Source organism: Streptomyces sp. NPDC088387 (assembly GCF_044753385.1).
Classification (GTDB): Bacteria; Actinomycetota; Actinomycetes; order Streptomycetales; family Streptomycetaceae; genus Streptomyces.
In genome coordinates this window covers 530,127-548,486 of sequence record NZ_JBIVNC010000002.1, presented here as the reverse complement: position 1 = coordinate 548,486, position 18,360 = coordinate 530,127, and the positions used below count along the sequence as shown (strand labels likewise).

The 18,360-nt window shown below is 71.2% G+C and carries 17 protein-coding genes; 16 read left to right on the top strand and 1 reads right to left on the bottom strand.

Translation table 11 applies throughout. The features are described from left to right. Window positions 1-96: 96 nt before the first annotated feature. Window positions 97-1,068 carry a UDP-glucose 4-epimerase GalE gene (gene galE / locus ACIQAC_RS07000; protein WP_402187785.1) on the bottom strand — a complete coding sequence of 324 codons (972 nt, stop codon included), beginning with the start codon at window positions 1,066-1,068 and terminating at the stop codon, window positions 97-99. A gap of 306 nt (window positions 1,069-1,374) precedes the next feature. Here galE and ACIQAC_RS06995 point away from each other — a divergent pair, with 306 nt between their 5' ends. The 16 genes from ACIQAC_RS06995 (at window position 1,375) to ispG (ending at window position 18,333) form a co-directional block, all read left to right on the top strand. Further along, window positions 1,375-3,171, top strand: coding sequence for a DUF5941 domain-containing protein (locus tag ACIQAC_RS06995; protein WP_402187783.1), 1,797 nt, complete (start codon window positions 1,375-1,377; stop codon window positions 3,169-3,171). Next, on the top strand, window positions 3,168-3,920 hold the full coding sequence (locus ACIQAC_RS06990) for a sugar phosphate nucleotidyltransferase (RefSeq protein ID WP_402187781.1): 753 nt from the start codon (window positions 3,168-3,170) through the stop codon (window positions 3,918-3,920). Before ACIQAC_RS06995 ends, ACIQAC_RS06990 begins: the two co-directional genes overlap by 4 nt. Continuing rightward, window positions 3,908-4,969: an iron-containing alcohol dehydrogenase family protein gene (locus ACIQAC_RS06985; RefSeq protein ID WP_402187780.1), complete on the top strand. Its 1,062-nt coding sequence runs from the start codon at window positions 3,908-3,910 to the stop codon at window positions 4,967-4,969. Before ACIQAC_RS06990 ends, ACIQAC_RS06985 begins: the two co-directional genes overlap by 13 nt. Then, window positions 4,947-5,726 (top strand): CDP-alcohol phosphatidyltransferase family protein, encoded by a 780-nt coding sequence (locus ACIQAC_RS06980; RefSeq protein WP_402187778.1) that lies wholly within the window; start codon window positions 4,947-4,949, stop codon window positions 5,724-5,726. The genes ACIQAC_RS06985 and ACIQAC_RS06980 overlap by 23 nt, the downstream gene beginning before the upstream one ends. Next, entirely contained in the window at window positions 5,723-6,607 is an 885-nt protein-coding gene (locus ACIQAC_RS06975; protein ID WP_402187776.1) for a glycosyltransferase family 2 protein, read from the top strand. Before ACIQAC_RS06980 ends, ACIQAC_RS06975 begins: the two co-directional genes overlap by 4 nt. Before the next feature lie 95 nt (window positions 6,608-6,702). Further along, the gene (locus ACIQAC_RS06970; protein WP_402187774.1) at window positions 6,703-7,632 is read left to right on the top strand and encodes an ABC transporter permease; all 930 of its coding nucleotides are present in this window, start codon (window positions 6,703-6,705) and stop codon (window positions 7,630-7,632) included. Next, a complete protein-coding gene (locus ACIQAC_RS06965; protein ID WP_402187772.1) occupies window positions 7,625-8,404 on the top strand; it encodes an ABC transporter ATP-binding protein in 780 nt (259 codons plus the stop codon). Before ACIQAC_RS06970 ends, ACIQAC_RS06965 begins: the two co-directional genes overlap by 8 nt. 356 nt (window positions 8,405-8,760) lie before the next feature. Next, complete coding sequence (hpnC, locus tag ACIQAC_RS06960) at window positions 8,761-9,672, top strand: squalene synthase HpnC (RefSeq protein WP_402187771.1); 912 nt, start codon at window positions 8,761-8,763, stop codon at window positions 9,670-9,672. After that, window positions 9,669-10,619, top strand: coding sequence for a presqualene diphosphate synthase HpnD (gene hpnD / locus ACIQAC_RS06955; RefSeq protein WP_402187769.1), 951 nt, complete (start codon window positions 9,669-9,671; stop codon window positions 10,617-10,619). Before hpnC ends, hpnD begins: the two co-directional genes overlap by 4 nt. Continuing rightward, window positions 10,619-10,852 carry a DUF6380 family protein gene (locus tag ACIQAC_RS06950; protein WP_402187767.1) on the top strand — a complete coding sequence of 78 codons (234 nt, stop codon included), beginning with the start codon at window positions 10,619-10,621 and terminating at the stop codon, window positions 10,850-10,852. The genes hpnD and ACIQAC_RS06950 overlap by 1 nt, the downstream gene beginning before the upstream one ends. Next, window positions 10,849-12,264: a hydroxysqualene dehydroxylase HpnE gene (gene hpnE, locus ACIQAC_RS06945; RefSeq protein ID WP_402187765.1), complete on the top strand. Its 1,416-nt coding sequence runs from the start codon at window positions 10,849-10,851 to the stop codon at window positions 12,262-12,264. Before ACIQAC_RS06950 ends, hpnE begins: the two co-directional genes overlap by 4 nt. A gap of 68 nt (window positions 12,265-12,332) precedes the next feature. Beyond that, on the top strand, window positions 12,333-13,397 hold the full coding sequence (locus ACIQAC_RS06940; protein ID WP_402188200.1) for a polyprenyl synthetase family protein: 1,065 nt from the start codon (window positions 12,333-12,335) through the stop codon (window positions 13,395-13,397). A 119-nt stretch (window positions 13,398-13,516) separates the two neighbouring features. Next, window positions 13,517-15,502 (top strand): squalene--hopene cyclase, encoded by a 1,986-nt coding sequence (gene shc / locus ACIQAC_RS06935; protein ID WP_402187763.1) that lies wholly within the window; start codon window positions 13,517-13,519, stop codon window positions 15,500-15,502. Further along, on the top strand, window positions 15,502-16,143 hold the full coding sequence (locus tag ACIQAC_RS06930; RefSeq protein ID WP_402187762.1) for a 1-hydroxy-2-methyl-2-butenyl 4-diphosphate reductase: 642 nt from the start codon (window positions 15,502-15,504) through the stop codon (window positions 16,141-16,143). The genes shc and ACIQAC_RS06930 overlap by 1 nt, the downstream gene beginning before the upstream one ends. 5 nt (window positions 16,144-16,148) lie before the next feature. Continuing rightward, window positions 16,149-17,171, top strand: coding sequence for an adenosyl-hopene transferase HpnH (hpnH, locus tag ACIQAC_RS06925; protein WP_402187760.1), 1,023 nt, complete (start codon window positions 16,149-16,151; stop codon window positions 17,169-17,171). Window positions 17,172-17,175: 4 nt separating this feature from the next. Then, on the top strand, window positions 17,176-18,333 hold the full coding sequence (gene ispG / locus ACIQAC_RS06920; protein WP_402187758.1) for a flavodoxin-dependent (E)-4-hydroxy-3-methylbut-2-enyl-diphosphate synthase: 1,158 nt from the start codon (window positions 17,176-17,178) through the stop codon (window positions 18,331-18,333). Window positions 18,334-18,360: the final 27 nt, after the last annotated feature.

Sequence of the window (18,360 nt, the reverse complement as noted above, 5' to 3'; positions counted from 1 at the left end):
ACTACGGGTGGGGGGTATGTGGCAACGCGGCAGTGAACACCGTTGTCATGTGCCCTGACCTGCGGAAACGAACCGCAGGTCAGGCCGTGTGGGTGATCATTCGCCGTGGTGGAGCAGCCATCCGCGCCAGGCCGACGCGACCATCTCGGGTACGTCGCGGCGGGCGGTCCAGCCGAGCTCCTTGGCGGCCAGCGCGGCCGACGCGACGGCACGCGGGGCGTCCCCGGGGCGGCGCGGTTCGACCACCGCGGCGGTGGTGTGCCCGGTCGCGGCGCCGATCAGGGTGACCAGCTCGCGCACCGAGACGCCCTCGCCGCGGCCGATGTTCACGGTCAGATCGCCCGTGGTGCCCGGGGCGGCCAGCCGCCGGGCCGCCGCGAGATGCGCCTCGGCGAGGTCGGCGACATGGATGTAGTCGCGGACACAGGTGCCGTCCGGCGTCGGGTAGTCGGCACCGAAGATCCGCGGCGCCTCGCCCCGGCTCAGCCGGTCGAAGACCATGGGCACCACGTTGAAGACCCCGGTGTCGGCCAGCTCGGGCGCGGCGGCGCCCGCCACGTTGAAGTAGCGCAGGCACACCGTCGCGATGCCGTGCGCCGCGCCCGCCGCCCGGACCAGCCACTCGCCGGCCAGCTTGGTCTCGCCGTACGGGTTCACCGGGGCGCACGGAGTGTCCTCCGTGATCAGATCCACATCCGGGTTGCCGTAGACGGCCGCGGAGGACGAGAAGAGGAAGCGCCCGACGCCGGCCCCGGCCACCGCGTCCAGGAGGGCGGCGAGCCCGCCCACGTTCTCCTCGTAGTACCAGGTGGGCCGGGCCACCGACTCCGGCACCTGCTTGCGGGCCGCGAGATGCACCACGCCCGTCACCCCACGCTCGGCGAGCAGTCGCCGCAGCAACTCCCGGTCCAGGTACGACCCGACGACGAGCGGGACGTCCGCGGGGAGCCGCTCCGGCACACCCGTCGAGAGGTCGTCGAGCACGACCACGCGCTCCCCGGACTCCTTCATCGCCCGCGCCACATGGGCCCCGATGTATCCGGCACCGCCGGTGATCAGCCACGTCATGGTCGACCACCCTAAGCCGGGGCCCGGCGGGCGCCTTCGCCGTCGCGCCGCGGGCGGCGTCGCGTATGCCCGCGAACGCCCCGGTCCGACAGTGCGATTTTGTACGGCGGGCGGCCCATCCCCCATGATGATCGCGAACACACGAAGGGCAAACGGCGCCGTCCGGATCATGAACGGCCGGTGAACATGCTCTTCCCATCATCCGATAGCCTCTGCCGAACGCCGCCCGCCCGGCGTGGTCCGGGGGCGCCCCCCCACCATGCACATACCGGCGCGGACGTGCCAGAACCCAGGGAGTGAGTCCGCTTGTCGACCGCCATCCTCACCGGCCCGCCGGCCCCGGGATCGTCGATCGAGGACGATCTGCGGACCCTCGGCTTCGAGGTGCGCGTAGCCTCCGGCACCGCCGAGGCCGAGACGCTCCTCGCCCAGGTCCCCGGCGACCGGCGGGTCGCGATCGTGGACGCCCGGTTCGTCGGCCACCAGCACGCGCTGCGGCTCGGCCTGACCGACCCCCGCTTCCCGCTCGCCGCCGTGCCCGGCGCCGTCACCGCCCAGCCCGCCGGCCGCCAGGCCCTCACCCGCGCGATGGCCCGCGAGCGCTCCGCGGAGGGCGCCGTACTCGTCGACAGCCTGCCCGACCGCATCATCGCCGCCCTCGACACCGACGGCGCCGACCTGCACCGCCCCGCGCTCGGCACCCTGGTCGCGGTGGTCCCGCCCGACCCGCAGGCCCGCAACGAGGCACGGCAGGCCGTGGCCGCCGTCGACGACGAGGCCGTACGCCTGAAGTCGGCCGTGAAGGCCCGCGACGGCTTCTTCACCACCTTCTTCGTCAGCCCCTACTCCCGCTACCTCGCGCGCTGGTGCGCCCGCCGCGGACTGACCCCCAACCAGGTCACCACGGCCTCACTGCTCACCGCGCTGATCGCCGCGGGCTGCGCGGCCACCGGCACCCGGGGCGGCTTCGTCGCCGCGGGCGTCCTGCTGATCGCGTCCTTCGTCCTCGACTGCACCGACGGCCAGCTCGCCCGCTACTCCCTTCAGTACTCCACCCTCGGCGCCTGGCTCGACGCCACCTTCGACCGTGCCAAGGAGTACGCCTACTACGCGGGCCTCGCGCTCGGCGCGGCCCGCGGCGGGGACGACGTGTGGGCCCTCGCCCTCGGCGCGATGGTCCTCCAGACCTGCCGGCACGTCGTCGACTTCGCCTTCAACGAGGCGAACGCCGGGGACACCGACGCGAGCGCCAACACCAGCCCCACCGCGGCCCTCTCCGACAAGCTCGACAGCGTCGGCTGGACCGTCTGGGCCCGCCGCATGATCGTGCTGCCCATCGGCGAGCGCTGGGCGATGATCGCCGTGCTCACCGCGGTCACCACCCCGCGCATCACCCTCACCGTCCTGCTGATCGGCTGCGCCCTCGCCGCGACCTACACCACCGCGGGCCGGGTACTGCGCTCGCTCACCCGAAAGGCCCAGCGCACCGACCGGGCCGCGCAGGCGCTCAGGGACCTCGCCGACAGCGGCCCGCTCTCCGAACTCCTGGGGCGCTTCGCCCCCCGTGTCCCGGCCCCGCTCGCCGCGGGCCTCGGCGGCGCCCTGGTAGTGATCTCCGCCGCACTCTGGGGCGCCGGCTGGGCCACGGCGGGCGCCGCGGTCCTCTGCACCGCGCTCTCCGCCGTCGCCGTCGCACGCCCCCTCAAAGGTGCCCTGGACTGGTTGGTTCCGCCGTTCTTCCGGGCCGCCGAGTACGGCACCGTGCTGCTCCTGGCAGCTGAATCGGAAGTGAACGGAGCCCTTCCCGCAGCTTTCGGCCTGGTGGCCGCTGTCGCCTACCATCACTACGACACGGTGTACCGCATCCGCGGAAACGCCGGGGCGCCGCCGGCCTGGCTGGTGCGGGTCGTCGGGGGACACGACGGGCGCACGCTGCTCGTCGCGCTCCTGGCCGCGCTGCTCACCGGCGAGTGGTTCGCCGTCGCGCTCACGGTCCTCGCCGTGGCCGTGGCACTGGTGGTGCTCGTCGAGAGCGTCCGCTTCTGGGTCGCCTCCCACCGGGAAGGCGCACCCGCCGTACACGACGAAGGAGAACCCGCATGATCGGCCTGGTGCTGGCGGCAGGCGCCGGACGGCGGCTGCGCCCCTACACCGACACCCTGCCCAAGGCACTGGTGCCGGTGGGCCCCGCGGGCGTCGAGGGCGAGCCGACCGTGCTGGACCTCACCCTCGGCAACTTCGCCGAGATCGGCCTCACCGAGGCCGCGATCATCGTGGGCTACCGCAAGGAAGCCGTCTACGCGCGCAGGGAAGCCCTGGAGCGCACCTACGGCCTCAAGCTCACCCTCATCGACAACGACAAGGCCGAGGAGTGGAACAACGCCTACTCCCTGTGGTGCGGCCGTGACGCCCTCAAGGACGGCGTGATCCTCGCCAACGGCGACACCGTCCACCCGGTCTCCGTCGAGAAGACGCTGCTCGCCGCGCGCGGCGACGGCCGCCGGATCATCCTCGCGCTGGACGACGTCAAGGACCTCGCCGACGAGGAGATGAAGGTCGTCGTCGACCCCGGGCGGGGCGTCTCGAGGATCACCAAGCTGATGGACCCGGCCGAGGCCACCGGCGAGTACATCGGCGTCACCCTCATCGAGGGCGAGGCCGCGGCCGACCTGGGCGACGCCCTGAGGACGGTCTGGGAGAACGACCCGCAGCAGTTCTACGAGCACGGCTACCAGGAGCTCGTCGACCGCGGCTTCCGCATCGACGTGGCGCCGATCGGCGACGTCGACTGGGTCGAGATCGACAACCACGACGATCTCGCCCGGGGACGGGAGATCGCGTGCCGGTACTGACCAGGCTCATCCCCTCACCGGTCGTCGTCGACATCCGCCCGGGTGCCCTCGACGACCTCGGCGACGTCCTCGCCGACGAGCGCATCTCGCACTCCGGCAAGCTCGCCGTCGCCGTCAGCGGCGGCTCGGGCGCCCGGCTGCGCGAGCGCGTCGCGCCCTCCCTGCCCGGCGCCACCTGGTTCGAGGTCGGCGGCGGCACCCTCGACGACGCCGTCCGGCTGGCCGGCGAGATGAAGGCCGGCCACTTCGACGCACTCGTCGGACTCGGCGGCGGCAAGATCATCGACTGCGCGAAGTTCGCCGCGGCCCGCGTCGGCCTGCCCCTGGTCGCCGTACCCACGAACCTCGCCCACGACGGCCTGTGCTCGCCCGTCGCCACCCTCGACAACGACGCCGGGCGCGGCTCCTACGGTGTGCCCAACCCGATCGCGGTCGTCATCGACCTCGACGTCATCCACGAGGCCCCGGCCCGCTTCGTCCGGGCCGGCATCGGCGACGCCGTCTCCAACATCTCCGCGATCCGGGACTGGGAGCTCGCCAACCGGGTCAAGGGCGAGCGGATCGACGGACTCGCCGCCGCGATGGCCCGCCAGGCCGGCGAGGCCGTACTGCGCCACCCCGGCGGCATCGGCGACAACGCCTTCCTCCAGGTGCTCGCCGAGGCGCTGGTGCTCAGCGGTATCGCCATGTCCGTGTCGGGCGACTCCCGCCCCTCGTCCGGCGCCTGCCACGAGATCAACCACGCCTTCGACCTGCTGTACCCCAAGCGCGCGGCCGCCCACGGCGAACAGTGCGGCCTGGGCGCCGCCTTCGCGATGTACCTGCGCGGCGCGCACGAGGAGTCGGTCCACATGGCCGACGTGCTGCGGCGGCACGGACTGCCCGTGCTGCCCGAGGAGATCGGTTTCACGGAGGACGAGTTCGTCCGGGTCGTCGAGTTCGCCCCACAGACCCGGCCCGGTCGCTACACGATCCTCGAACACCTCGCCCTGACCCCCCACCAGATCAAGGACATCTACGCCGACTATGTCAAGGCCATCGGTAGCTGAACTCCGCCCCGTCGTGCACCCCGCAGGGGTGAAGGACCGGCGCAGCGGTGAGCACTGGGCGGGACGCCTCTACATGCGCGAGGTGTCCCTGCGGGTCGACCGCTACCTGGTGAACACCAGGATCACGCCCAATCAGCTCACATACCTGATGACCCTGTTCGGTGTGCTCGCGGCCCCCGCCCTGCTGGTGCCGGGCATCACCGGCGCCGTACTCGGCGTCCTCATGGTCCAGCTGTACCTGCTGCTCGACTGCGTCGACGGCGAGATAGCGCGCTGGAAGCAGCAGTTCTCCCTCGGCGGTGTCTACCTCGACCGCGTCGGCGCCTACCTCACCGACGCCGCCGTCCTCGTCGGGCTCGGACTGCGCGCCGCCGACCTGTGGGGCACCGGCCGGATCGACTGGCTGTGGGCGTTCCTCGGAACCCTGGCCGCCGTCGGCGCCATCCTCATCAAGGCCGAGACCGACCTGGTCGGCGTCGCCCGGCACCAGGGCGGGCTCCCCCCGGTCAAGGAGGCCGCGTCCGAACCGCGTTCCTCCGGCATGGCGCTCGCCCGCCGGGCCGCCGCCGCCCTCAAGTTCCACCGGCTCGTCCTCGGTATCGAGGCGACCCTGCTGATCCTGGTCCTCGCGATCCTCGACGCGAGCCGCGGCGACCTGTTCTTCACCCGGCTCGGGACCGCCGTACTCGCCGGCATCGCCCTGGTGCAGACCCTGCTGCACCTGGTGTCCATCCTGGCGTCGAGCAGGCTCCGGTGAGCCCCGGCATGAAGGTCGGCGCGGTCGTCATCACCATGGGCAACCGCCCCGAGGAGCTGCGCGCCCTGCTCGACTCCATCGCCAAGCAGGACGGCGACCAGGTCGAGGCGGTCGTCGTCGGCAACGGCTCACCCGTGCCCGACGTCCCCGAGGGCGTACGTACCGTCGAACTCCCCGAGAACCTCGGCATCCCCGGCGGCCGCAACGTCGGCATCGAGGCCTTCGGCCCCAGCGGACGCGACGTCGACATACTGCTCTTCCTCGACGACGACGGACTGCTCGCCCATCACAACACCGCCGAACTGTGCCGCAGCGCCTTCGAGTCGGACCCGCGGCTCGGCATCATCAGCTTCCGCATCGCCGACCCCGACACCGGCAAGACCCAGCGCCGCCACGTGCCCCGGCTGCGCGCCTCCGACCCGCTGCGTTCCTCCCGCGTCACCACGTTCCTCGGCGGCGCCAACGCGGTCCGCACCCGGCTGCTCGCCGAGGTCGGCGGCCTGCCCGACGAGTTCTTCTATGCCCATGAGGAGACCGACCTGGCCTGGCGCGCCCTGGACGCCGGCTGGATGATCGACTACCGGTCCGACATGGTGCTGTTCCACCCGACGACGGCCCCCTCGCGGCATGCGGTCTACCACCGCATGGTCGCCCGCAACCGCGTCTGGCTGGCCCGCCGCAACCTGCCCGCGCCCCTGGTCCCCGTCTACCTCGGCGTCTGGCTGCTGCTCACCCTGCTGCGCCGTCCCTCACGGACCGCGCTGCGTGCCTGGTTCGGCGGATTCAGGGAAGGCTGGACCACACCGTGCGGGCCCCGCAGGCCCATGAAGTGGCGTACCGTGTGGCGGCTGACCCGACTGGGCCGGCCTCCGGTGATCTGACAAGCTCGTCCCTGAAGGCGACCGGGCCGTGGCCCTTCGGCCGGGCCCGTCGGGCCCGCACGGGCCGCGCACATCGAAGACGAAAGTTTCCACTTGTGAGTGAGACAACGCATGACGCCACGGTCGCGGTGAGCGCGCCCGTGTCGCCCGACGAGTCGCTGAGCGCGGGGGAACTCGCCGCGAAGTACGGCCTCGCCGTGAGCGGTGCCCGGCCCTCCCTCGTCGAGTACGTCCGCCAGCTCTGGGACCGCCGCCACTTCATCCTCGCCTTCTCCCGGGCCAAGCTCACGGCCCAGTACAGCCAGGCGAAGCTGGGCCAGTTGTGGCAGGTGGTCACCCCGCTGCTGAACGCGGCCGTCTACTTCTTCATCTTCGGTGTGATCCTCCAGGCCGACCGCGGTATGTCCCAGGACGTCTATATCCCGTTCCTGGTCACCGGCGTCTTCGTGTTCACCTTCACGCAGAGCTCGGTGATGGCGGGCGTCCGTGCGATCTCCGGCAACCTCGGCCTGGTGCGCGCACTGCACTTCCCGCGCGCCGCGCTGCCGGTCTCGTTCGCGCTCCAGCAGCTCCAGCAGCTGCTCTTCTCGATGATCGTGCTGTTCGCCGTCACCTGTGCCTTCGGCAGCTACCCGGACATGTCCTGGGTGCTGATCGTGCCCGCGCTCGCCCTCCAGTTCTGCTTCAACACCGGCCTCGCCCTGATCATGGCCCGCGCCGGTTCGAAGACCCCGGACCTGGCCCAGCTGATGCCGTTCGTGATGCGTACGTGGATGTACGCGTCCGGCGTGATGTACTCCATTCCGATCATGCTGGCCGACAAGCCGGGGTGGATCGCCACGATCCTCCAGTGGAACCCGGCCGCGATCTACATGGACCTGATCCGCTTCGCGCTCATCGACGGGTACGGCTCGGAGAACCTCCCCGACCACGTCTGGGCGGCGGCCGGCACCTGGGCGGTGCTCTTCGCGCTGGGCGGCTTCGTGTTCTTCTGGAAGGCGGAGGAGAGGTACGGCCGTGGCTGAGCAGCTGCCCGGGGAGCGCATCCCCACCGTCATCGCCGACGATCTGCACATCGTCTACCGCGTCAACGGCGCGAAGTCCGGCAAGGGCAGCGCCACCGCCGCGCTGAGCCGGATACTCAAGCGCGGCGAGGAGCGCGGGGTGCGCAAGGTGCACGCCGTGCGCGGTGTCTCCTTCATCGCCTACCGGGGCGAGGCGGTCGGCCTGATCGGCTCCAACGGCTCCGGCAAGTCGACCCTCCTGCGCGCCATCGCGGGTCTGCTCCCGGCGGAGGAGGGCAGGGTCTACACCGACGGCCAGCCCTCACTGCTCGGTGTGAACGCGGCCCTGATGAACGACCTGACCGGTGAGCGCAACGTCATCCTCGGCGGCCTCGCCATGGGAATGACCCGCGAACAGATCAAGGAGCGCTACGAGGACATCGTCGAGTTCTCCGGCATCAACGAGAAGGGCGATTTCATCACCCTCCCGATGCGGACGTACTCCTCCGGCATGGCGGCCCGGCTGCGGTTCTCCATCGCCGCCGCCAAGGACCACGACGTTCTGATGATCGACGAGGCGCTCGCCACCGGCGACCGCAAATTCCAGAAGCGCTCCGAGGCCCGCATCCGCGAGCTGCGCAAGGAGGCCGGCACGGTCTTCCTGGTCAGCCACAACAACAATTCGATCCGCGACACCTGCGACCGCGTCCTGTGGCTGGAGCGCGGCGAACTCCGGATGGACGGACCCACCGACGAGGTCCTCAAGGAGTACGAGAAGTTCACGGGCAAGTAGACCAGAGGCAAAGGGGCCCCGCCGGAACTGTCCGGCGGGGCCCCGTGTCTGCAAAGGAAATACCAACTCTGGCTCCCCGAAGGAATCTTGGAGCCAATCGGTGTGTTCTTGTGATGCGCAGGACACCCCCACGGTCCAGCATGCGTTGTACAACGTAAGCTGTACGGGTGCCGAATCGCGGCAAGTAGGGCGATAATGCGCGCACCCGGCATGGATGGCCGCGGGGAGCCCTGGGCGGCGTGTCCGAAATAGTGTGTATTGGGTAGGCAGTGTAGAACGGGAGATGTGACGGCAATGGCTACGGAAACTCCCCAGCTCTTCGCAGCATGTGCCGTCCCCGCTCCGGGCAGCAAACGATGACGGGAACGGACACGACGCGGACCGGCGATCCGGAGCGGCACACGCTGGACAAGGCCGCGGCCGAGAACTTCCCCGTGGCCCCTTTCTTCCTGCCCCGCGCCTGGCGCACCGACCTCATGGCCGTGTACGGCTTCGCCCGGCTCGTCGACGACATCGGCGACGGCGATCTGGCCCCCGGCGGCGCCGACGCCCGTCTCCTCGGTGTGTCACCCGACCGGGCACACGACCGGCTGCATCTGCTCGACGCCTTCGAGGCCGACCTGAACCGGGTCTTCGACGGATCCGACGGCGGCCCCCGCCACCCCCTGCTGCGCCGCCTGCGGCCCACCGTCCGCCGCACCGGACTGACCCCCGAGCCGTTCCTCGGCCTGATCGCCGCGAACCGCCAGGACCAGCTGGTCAAACGCTACGAGACCTACGACGACCTGCTCGCCTACTGCGAGCTGTCCGCCAACCCCGTCGGCCGTCTCGTCCTCGCCGTCACCGGCACCTCGACCCCCGAGCGCATCCGCCGCTCCGACGCCGTGTGCACGGCGCTCCAGATCGTCGAACACCTCCAGGACGTGGCCGAGGACCTCGGCCGTGACCGGATCTACCTCCCCGCCGAGGACATGAAGCGGTTCCACGTCCAGGAGACGGACCTGGCCGCGAAAACCACAGGCGCATCGGCGCGCGCCCTGGTTGCATACGAAGCGCAACGCGCCCGCGATCTGCTGAATGAAGGCGCCCCCCTGGTGGGTAGCGTCCACGGCAGGCTGAGGCTGCTGCTCGCGGGGTTCGTGGCGGGGGGAAGGGCGGCGATCGCAGCGATCGCCGCCGCCGAATACGACGTACTTCCCGGCCCGCCCAAGCCCGGCAAGCTCCGGCTGCTGCGTGAGGTGGGCGTGACTCTGCGAGAAGAGGGGTGATCCGGACCGTGGAGCTCACACCACCCGTGTCCGCACCGGTACTCGCCGCCTACAGCTACTGCGAGACGGTCACCGGACAGCAGGCCAAGAACTTCGCCTACGGCATCCGGCTGCTGCCGACGTCCAAGCGACGGGCGATGTCGGCGCTGTACGCGTTCTCGCGCCGCGTCGACGACATCGGTGACGGCACGCTGGCGGACGAGGTCAAACTGGCCCGGCTGGAGGACACCCGGGCGCTGCTCACCCGGGTCCGCGAGGGCGGCGTCGACGAGGACGACACCGACCCGGTCGCGGTCGCCCTCACCCACGCCGCCGCGGCCTTCCCTATCCCGCTCGACGGCCTCGACGAACTCATCGACGGCGTCCAGATGGACGTCCGCGGCGAGGTCTACGAGACCTGGGACGACCTGAAGGTGTACTGCCGGTGCGTCGCCGGCGCCATCGGACGGCTCTCCCTCGGCGTCTTCGGCGCGGAACCCGGCGCCCGCGGCTCCGAGCGCGCCTCCGAGTACGCCGACACCCTCGGGCTCGCGCTTCAGCTGACCAACATCCTCAGGGACGTCCGTGAGGACGCCGAGACCGGCCGCACCTATCTGCCGGCGGACGATCTCGCGAAGTTCGGGTGCTCGGCCGGGTTCGACGGGCCGACCCCGCCGGAGGGCTCCGACTTCGCGGGCCTCGTCCACTTCGAGGTGCGACGGGCCCGCGCCCTTTTCGCCGAGGGCTACCGGCTGCTCCCCATGCTCGACCGGCGCAGTGGCGCCTGCGTCGCCGCCATGGCCGGCATCTACCGCCGGCTGCTCGACCGCATCGAACGCGACCCCGAGGCGGTCCTGCGCGGCCGGGTCTCGCTGCCCGGACGGGAGAAGGCGTATGTCGCCGTACGCGGACTCTCCGGCCTCGACGCCCGGAACGTGACCCGGAGGACCGTCAGGAGGCGCGCCTGATGGAGACCCTGGACCCGGGTGACGACACCGGCGAAAAACGGCGGGCAACCCTCCGCGCCGGGTCCGCGTCCCTGACTGAGCAGACCCGGGGCGTTCCGGCGCGCTCCACTGGGCCCACTCAGGGGCGCGGGCCGTATCGATATGAGGCTCCGCCACGTGGGCGCGACCAGCCACAACGGTGCCGCACACGCACGACGGCCCAGGCCAGCCGGGCACGGGAGGGCGCAAGATGACCGACGGCCCACGAGCCAGGCCACCCGAAGGGCGCGCGGCACACGATGCCGTCGTCGTGGGCGGCGGCCTGGCCGGCATCACCGCGGCGCTCGCGCTCGCGGACGCGGGCGTACGCGTCACCCTGCTGGAGGGCAGGCCGAGGCTGGGCGGCCTGGCCTTCTCGTTCCAACGCGGCGAACTGACCGTCGACAACGGCCAGCACGTGTACCTGCGCTGCTGCACCGCCTACCGGTGGTTCCTCGACCGGATCGACGGCTCGGCGCTCGCCCCGCTCCAGAACCGCCTCGACGTACCCGTCGTCGACACCGCCAGGCCCGAGGGGCGGCGGCTGGGCAGACTCCGGCGCGACGCGCTGCCGGTGCCCCTGCATCTGGGGCGCAGCCTCGCGACGTACCCGCATCTCTCGCTCGCCGAGCGTGCCAAGGTCGGTCGGGCCGCGCTCGCGCTCAAGGGGCTCGACCTCTCCGATCCGACCCTGGACGCACAGGACTTCGGCAGCTGGCTGGCCGCTCACGGCCAGTCGGCGCGTGCCGTCGAAGCGCTGTGGGACCTGGTCGGGGTCGCCACCCTCAACGCGGTCGCGGGCGACGCCTCACTGTCGCTCGCCGCGATGGTGTTCAAGACCGGTCTGCTGTCCGACCCGGGCGCCGCCGACATCGGCTGGGCGCATGTGCCCCTGGGAGAACTGCACGACCGGCTCGCCCGCAAGGCGCTCGACTCCGCGGGCGTGCGTACCGAGGTCCGTACACGCGTCACCTCCGTCTCCCACAACGCAAACGGGCGGTGGAGCGTTCAGGTTCCCGGCGAGAACATCGAGACCGACGCGGTCGTCCTCGCCGTACCCCAGCGCGAGACGTACGAACTGCTGCCGCAGGGCGCCCTCGACGCCCCCGAGCGGCTCCTGGACATCGGCACCGCGCCGATCCTCAACGTCCACGTCGTCTACGACCGCAAGGTGCTCGACACCCCCTTCGTCGCCGCCCTCGGCACCCCCGTGCAGTGGGTCTTCGACCGGACCGACGCGTCCGGGTTGAAGGAGGGCCAGTACCTGGCGCTGTCGCAGTCGGCGGCGCAGGACGAGATCGACCTGCCGGTCGCCGAGCTGCGCGAGCGGTACCTGCCCGAACTGCACCGCGTGCTGCCGCTCACCCGGCACGCCGAGGTGCGGGACTTCTTCGTGACCCGGGAGCGCACCGCCACGTTCGCTCCCACCCCCGGCGTCGGACGGCTCAGGCCCGGCGCCCGTACCAGGACCCCCGGCCTCTACCTGGCCGGCGCGTGGACCGCCACTGGGTGGCCCGCGACCATGGAGAGCGCGGTCCGCAGCGGCGTGAGCGCGGCGGACGCCGCGCTGCGCGCCCTCGGCCGGCCTCGCCCCGCCCGCCTCTTCGACGTCGAGGAGGCCGCATGACGACCGACCCGCGCGCGGCAGGCCCCCGCACCTCCGGTACCGCAACAAGAGGAGAGAACGTGCCCACTGTGCCCCCGGCCTCCCTGGCCGCGCGAGAGACCGCGGTGGACGTGACCGCGCTCCTGGAGCGCGGCCGGACCCTGGCCACCCCGGTACTGCGGGCGGCCGTCGACCGCCTGGCGTCTCCGATGGACACCGTGGCCGCCTACCACTTCGGCTGGATCGACGCCGACGGCCGGCCCTCCGCCGGTGACGGCGGCAAGGCCGTGCGCCCCGCGCTCGCCGTGCTCTCCGCCGAGGTCACCGGAGCCGCCCCCGAGGTCGGCATCCCGGGCGCCGTCGCCGTCGAACTCGTCCACAACTTCTCCCTGTTGCACGACGACCTGATGGACGGCGACGAGCAGCGCCGGCACCGCGACACCGTCTGGAAGGTGCACGGCCCCGCCCAGGCCATCCTGGTCGGCGACGCCCTGTTCGCCCTCGCCAACGACGTCCTGCTGGAGCTCGGCACGGTCGACGCCGGCCGCGCGACACGCCGGCTGACCTCCGCCACCCGCGCCCTGATCGACGGTCAGGCGCAGGACATCTCCTACGAGCACCGCGACCGGGTCAGTGTCGAGGAGTGCCTGGAGATGGAGGGCAACAAGACCGGCGCGCTGCTGGCCTGCGCCAGCTCGATCGGGGCGGTGCTCGGCGGCGCCGACGACCGCACGGCCGACACGCTGGAGAAGTACGGCCACCATCTCGGCCTGGCCTTCCAGGCCGTCGACGACCTCCTCGGCATCTGGGGCGACCCGGAGGCCACCGGCAAGCAGACCTGGAGCGATCTGCGCCAGCGCAAGAAGTCCCTGCCGGTGGTGGCCGCGCTCGCGGCGGGCGGCGACGCCTCCGACCGGCTCGGCGAGATCCTCGCCGCCGACGCCAAGAGCAGCGACTTCGAGAACTTCTCCGAGGAGGAGTTCGCGGCCCGCGCCGCCCTCATCGAGAAGGCGGGCGGCCGCGAGTGGACCGCCGAAGAGGCACGCCGTCAGCACGTCACCGCCCTCGAAGCCCTCGACACCATCGACATGCCCGACCAGGTGCGGGCACGGTTCTCCGCGCTCGCCGACTTCGTCGTCGTACGAAAGAGATGATCACTATCGGTCGAAACATCCTCGCGTAGTCGCCGGCCGGCGGCGCGAACAGAAGAAGCCCACCGGCCGACGGCGGACCCAGCAGACGCACCACTTGCACACTGCACGAAGGGGAAGCCATGACAGCGACGACCGACGGAAGCACCGGGGCCATGCCGCCCCGCGCTGCCGCGGCCAGCGAAAGCACCACCCCTCTGGCGACCGGGGTCGATGAGGCCGCCCGACGCGCGACCGAGCGCGCCACTGATTTCCTGCTCTCCCTCCAGGACGCCCAGGGCTGGTGGAAGGGCGACCTGGAGACCAACGTGTCCATGGACGCGGAGGATCTGCTGCTCCGTCAGTTCCTGGGCATCCGCGACGAGAAGACGACCCACGCCGCCGCGCTGTTCATCCGCGGTGAACAGCGCGACGACGGCACCTGGGCGACCTTCTTCGGCGGACCGGGCGAACTCTCCGCCACCATCGAGGCGTACGTCGCGCTCCGGCTCGCCGGCGACGCGCCCGACGCCCCGCACATGGCGCGGGCGTCCGCCTGGGTCCGGGAGCGGGGCGGCATCGCCGAGGCCCGCGTCTTCACCCGGATCTGGCTCGCCCTGTTCGGCTGGTGGAAGTGGGACGACCTGCCCGAACTGCCGCCGGAACTCATCTACTTCCCGAAGTGGATGCCGCTCAACATCTACGACTTCGGCTGCTGGGCGCGGCAGACCATCGTGCCGCTCACCATCGTCTCCGCGAAGCGCCCGGTCCGTCCGGCGCCCTTCCCGCTCGACGAGCTGCACACCGACCCCGCCCGGCCCAACCCGCCCAGACCCCTGGCACCCGCGGCCAGTTGGGACGGCGCCTTCCAGCGGCTCGACAAGGCGCTGCACGCGTTCCGCAGGGTCGCGCCGCGCCGGGTGCGCCGGGCCGCGATGAACACCGCCGCCCGCTGGATCATCGAACGCCAGGAGAACGACGGCTGCTGGGGCGGCATCCAGCCGCCGGCCGTCTACTCGATCATCGCCCTGCACCTGCTCGGCTACGACCTCCAGCACCCGGTGATGCGCGCCGGCCTGGAGTCCCTCGACCGCTACACCGTCTGGCGCGAGGACGGCGCCCGGATGGTCGAGGCCTGCCAGTCGCCCGTCTGGGACACCTGCCTGGCCGCGATCGCGCTGGCCGACGCGGGCGTTCCCTCCGACCATCCGCAACTCGTCAAGGCAGCCGACTGGATGCTCGCCGAAGAGGTCGTCAGACCCGGCGACTGGGCTGTCAAGCGCCCCCAACTGCCGCCCGGCGGCTGGGCGTTCGAGTTCCACAACGACAACTACCCCGACATCGACGACAGCGCCGAGGTGATCCTCGCGCTGCGCCGGGTCACCCACCCGGACCGGGAGCGCGTCGACAAGGCCGTCGCCCGCGGTGTGCGCTGGGAACTCGGCATGCAGTCCAAGGACGGCGGCTGGGGCGCCTTCGACGTCGACAACACCAGCCCGTTCCCCAACAAGCTGCCGTTCTGCGACTTCGGCGAGGTCATCGACCCGCCCTCGGCCGACGTCACCGCGCACGTCGTGGAGATGCTCGCCGTCGAGGGACTCGCCCACGATCCGCGCACCCGGCGCGGCATCAGCTGGCTGCTCGCCGAACAGGAGGCGGACGGTTCGTGGTTCGGCCGCTGGGGCGTCAACTACCTCTACGGCACCGGCTCGGTGGTGCCCGCGCTCACCGCGGCCGGCCTGCCCGGCTCGCACCCGGCGATCCGCCGGGCGGTGCGCTGGCTGGAGTCGGTGCAGAACGACGACGGCGGCTGGGGCGAGGACCTGCGCTCCTACCACGACGTCAAGCGGTGGAGCGGCCGGGGAGCCTCGACCGCCTCGCAGACGGCCTGGGCGCTGATGGCGCTGCTGGCCGCCGGTGAGCGGGACTCCAAGGCCGTCGAGCGCGGCGTCGAGTGGCTCGCCGAGACCCAGCGGGAGGACGGCTCCTGGGACGAGCCGTACTTCACCGGCACCGGCTTCCCCTGGGACTTCTCCATCAACTACCACCTCTACCGGCAGGTCTTCCCGCTCACCGCGCTCGGCCGCTATGTACACGGCGACCCGTTCGCGCTGATCAAGGAGGGCTGATGGGCGCCCAGCCGGACTCCGCCCCGCTGCTGATCGCCTGCGCGCTCGGCATCGAGCAGATCGCCCTGCGCACCGGCGACCGTGGCCGCGCGGGCGGACCGGTCACCGTGCTGCGCACCGGCATGGGGCCCCGGGCGGCCGAACGCTCCGTGGGCCGGGTCCTCGCCGACCCGGCCCGCGCCGGAGCCGCCGTGATCGCCACCGGCTTCTGCGCCGGCCTCGCGCCCGGGATGCACCCCGGCGACCTGGTCGTCGCCGAGGAGACCCGGGACCCGCGCGGGACCGTCACCTGCCACGGCACACAGACCCTGGTCAAGGAACTCACCCGGGCGCTGCCGGGCCGTACCGTCCACACCGGGCCGCTGACCGGCTCCGACCACGTGGTCCGCGGTCCGGAACGGTCGGAACTGCGGGCGACCGGCGCAGTCGCCGTCGACATGGAGTCGGCGGCCACGCTTCTGAGCGCCGTGCGCGCGGGCGAGCGCCCGGTTGCGGCCGTACGGGTGGTCGTGGACGCTCCAGAACATGAACTCGTCCGGATCGGCACGGTGCGCGGTGGAATATCGGCTTTCCGCGTTCTTCGATCCGTAATGCCTACTTTCTTCGAATGGCACCGTAATGTGCTGCTCCCCCGGAGGTGAGCCAGATGGCCATGCCGCTGCGCCAGTCCATCAAGGTCGCTACATACCTGGCCGAACAGAAGCTGCGCAGGCGGGACAAGTTCCCGCTGATCGTGGAGCTTGAACCGCTGTTCGCCTGCAATCTGAAGTGCGAGGGCTGCGGAAAGATCCAGCACCCCGCCGGGGTGCTCAAGCAGCGCATGCCGGTCGCCCAAGCCGTGGGAGCGGTGCTCGAGTCCGGGGCGCCGATGGTGTCGATCGCCGGTGGCGAGCCCCTGATGCACCCGCAGATCGACGAGATCGTGCGGCAGCTGGTGGCCAAGCGGAAGTACGTCTTCCTCTGCACCAACGCCATGCTGCTGCGCAAGAAGATGGAGAAGTTCACGCCGTCGCCGTACTTCGCGTTCGCCGTGCACATCGACGGACTGCGCGAGCGGCACGACGAGTCGGTCGCCAAGGAAGGCGTCTTCGACGAGGCCGTGGCCGCCATCAAGGAGGCCAAGCAGCGCGGCTTCCGGGTCACCACCAACTCGACCTTCTTCAACACCGACACCCCGCAGACCATCATCGAGGTGCTCAACTTCCTCAACGACGACCTCCAGGTCGACGAGATGATGATCTCGCCCGCCTACGCCTACGAGAAGGCGCCCGACCAGGAGCACTTCCTCGGCGTCGAGCAGACCCGCGAGCTCTTCAAGAAGGCCTTCTCGGGCGGCAACCGCAGGAAGTGGCGGCTCAACCACTCCCCGCTCTTCCTGGACTTCCTGGAGGGCAAGGTCGACTTCCCGTGCACGGCCTGGGCGATCCCGAACTACTCGCTCTTCGGCTGGCAGAAGCCCTGCTACCTGATGAGTGACGGCTACGTCCCGACGTACCGCGAACTCATCGAGAAGACCGACTGGGACAAGTACGGCCGCGGCAAGGACCCGCGCTGCGCCAACTGCATGGCGCACTGCGGCTACGAGCCCACCGCCGTCCTCGCCACCATGGGCTCCCTGAAGGAGTCGCTGCGGGCCATGCGCGAGACGGTCAACGGGAACCGGGCCTGACGCCATGACCGCCATCCCCTTGGGCATCCCCGAGGTACCGGTCCGGCCGATCGCGGTACGGCGGGTCTCCCGCCGTATCGAGGTCGGACCGGTGGCGGTCGGGGGCGGTGCCCCGGTGTCGGTGCAGTCGATGACGACGACCCGTACGTCCGACATCGGCTCCACGCTCCAGCAGATCGCCGAGCTCACGGCGTCCGGCTGCCAGATCGTGCGGGTGGCCTGTCCGACGCAGGACGACGCGGACGCCCTTTCGACCATCGCCCGTAAGTCGCAGATCCCGGTGATCGCGGACATTCACTTCCAGCCGAAGTACGTGTTCGCGGCGATCGAGGCGGGCTGTGCGGCGGTCCGGGTGAACCCGGGCAACATCAAGCAGTTCGACGACAAGGTCAAGGAGATCGCGGCGGCCGCGAAGGACCACGGCACGCCGATCCGGATCGGGGTCAACGCCGGGTCGCTGGACCGGCGGCTGCTCCAGAAGTACGGCAGGGCCACGCCCGAGGCGCTGGTGGAGAGCGCGTTGTGGGAGGCCTCGCTCTTCGAGGAGCACGGGTTCCGGGACATCAAGATCTCGGTGAAGCACAACGACCCGGTGGTGATGGTCGAGGCGTACCGGCAGCTCGCCGCGCAGTCCGACTATCCGCTCCACCTCGGGGTGACCGAGGCCGGTCCGGCGTTCCAGGGCACGATCAAGTCGGCCGTCGCCTTCGGTGCGCTCCTCTCCCAGGGCATTGGCGACACCATCCGCGTCTCCCTGTCGGCCCCGCCGGCCGAGGAGGTCAAGGTCGGCATCCAGATCCTGGAGTCGCTGAACCTGCGCCAGCGGCGCCTGGAGATCGTCTCCTGCCCGTCCTGCGGGCGCGCCCAGGTCGACGTCTACAAGCTGGCCGACGAGGTCACCGCGGGACTTGAGGGCATGGAGGTACCGCTGCGCGTGGCCGTCATGGGCTGTGTGGTGAACGGTCCGGGCGAGGCCCGCGAGGCCGACCTCGGTGTCGCCTCCGGCAACGGCAAGGGGCAGATCTTCGTCAAGGGCGAGGTCATCAAGACCGTCCCCGAGTCGAAGATCGTGGAGACGCTGATCGAAGAGGCGATGAAGATCGCCGAGCAGATGGAGAAGGACGGCGCCGGGTCCGGGGAGCCGGCCGTCACCGTGAGCTGAACTGCACGGACCGAAGGGGGCCCGAGC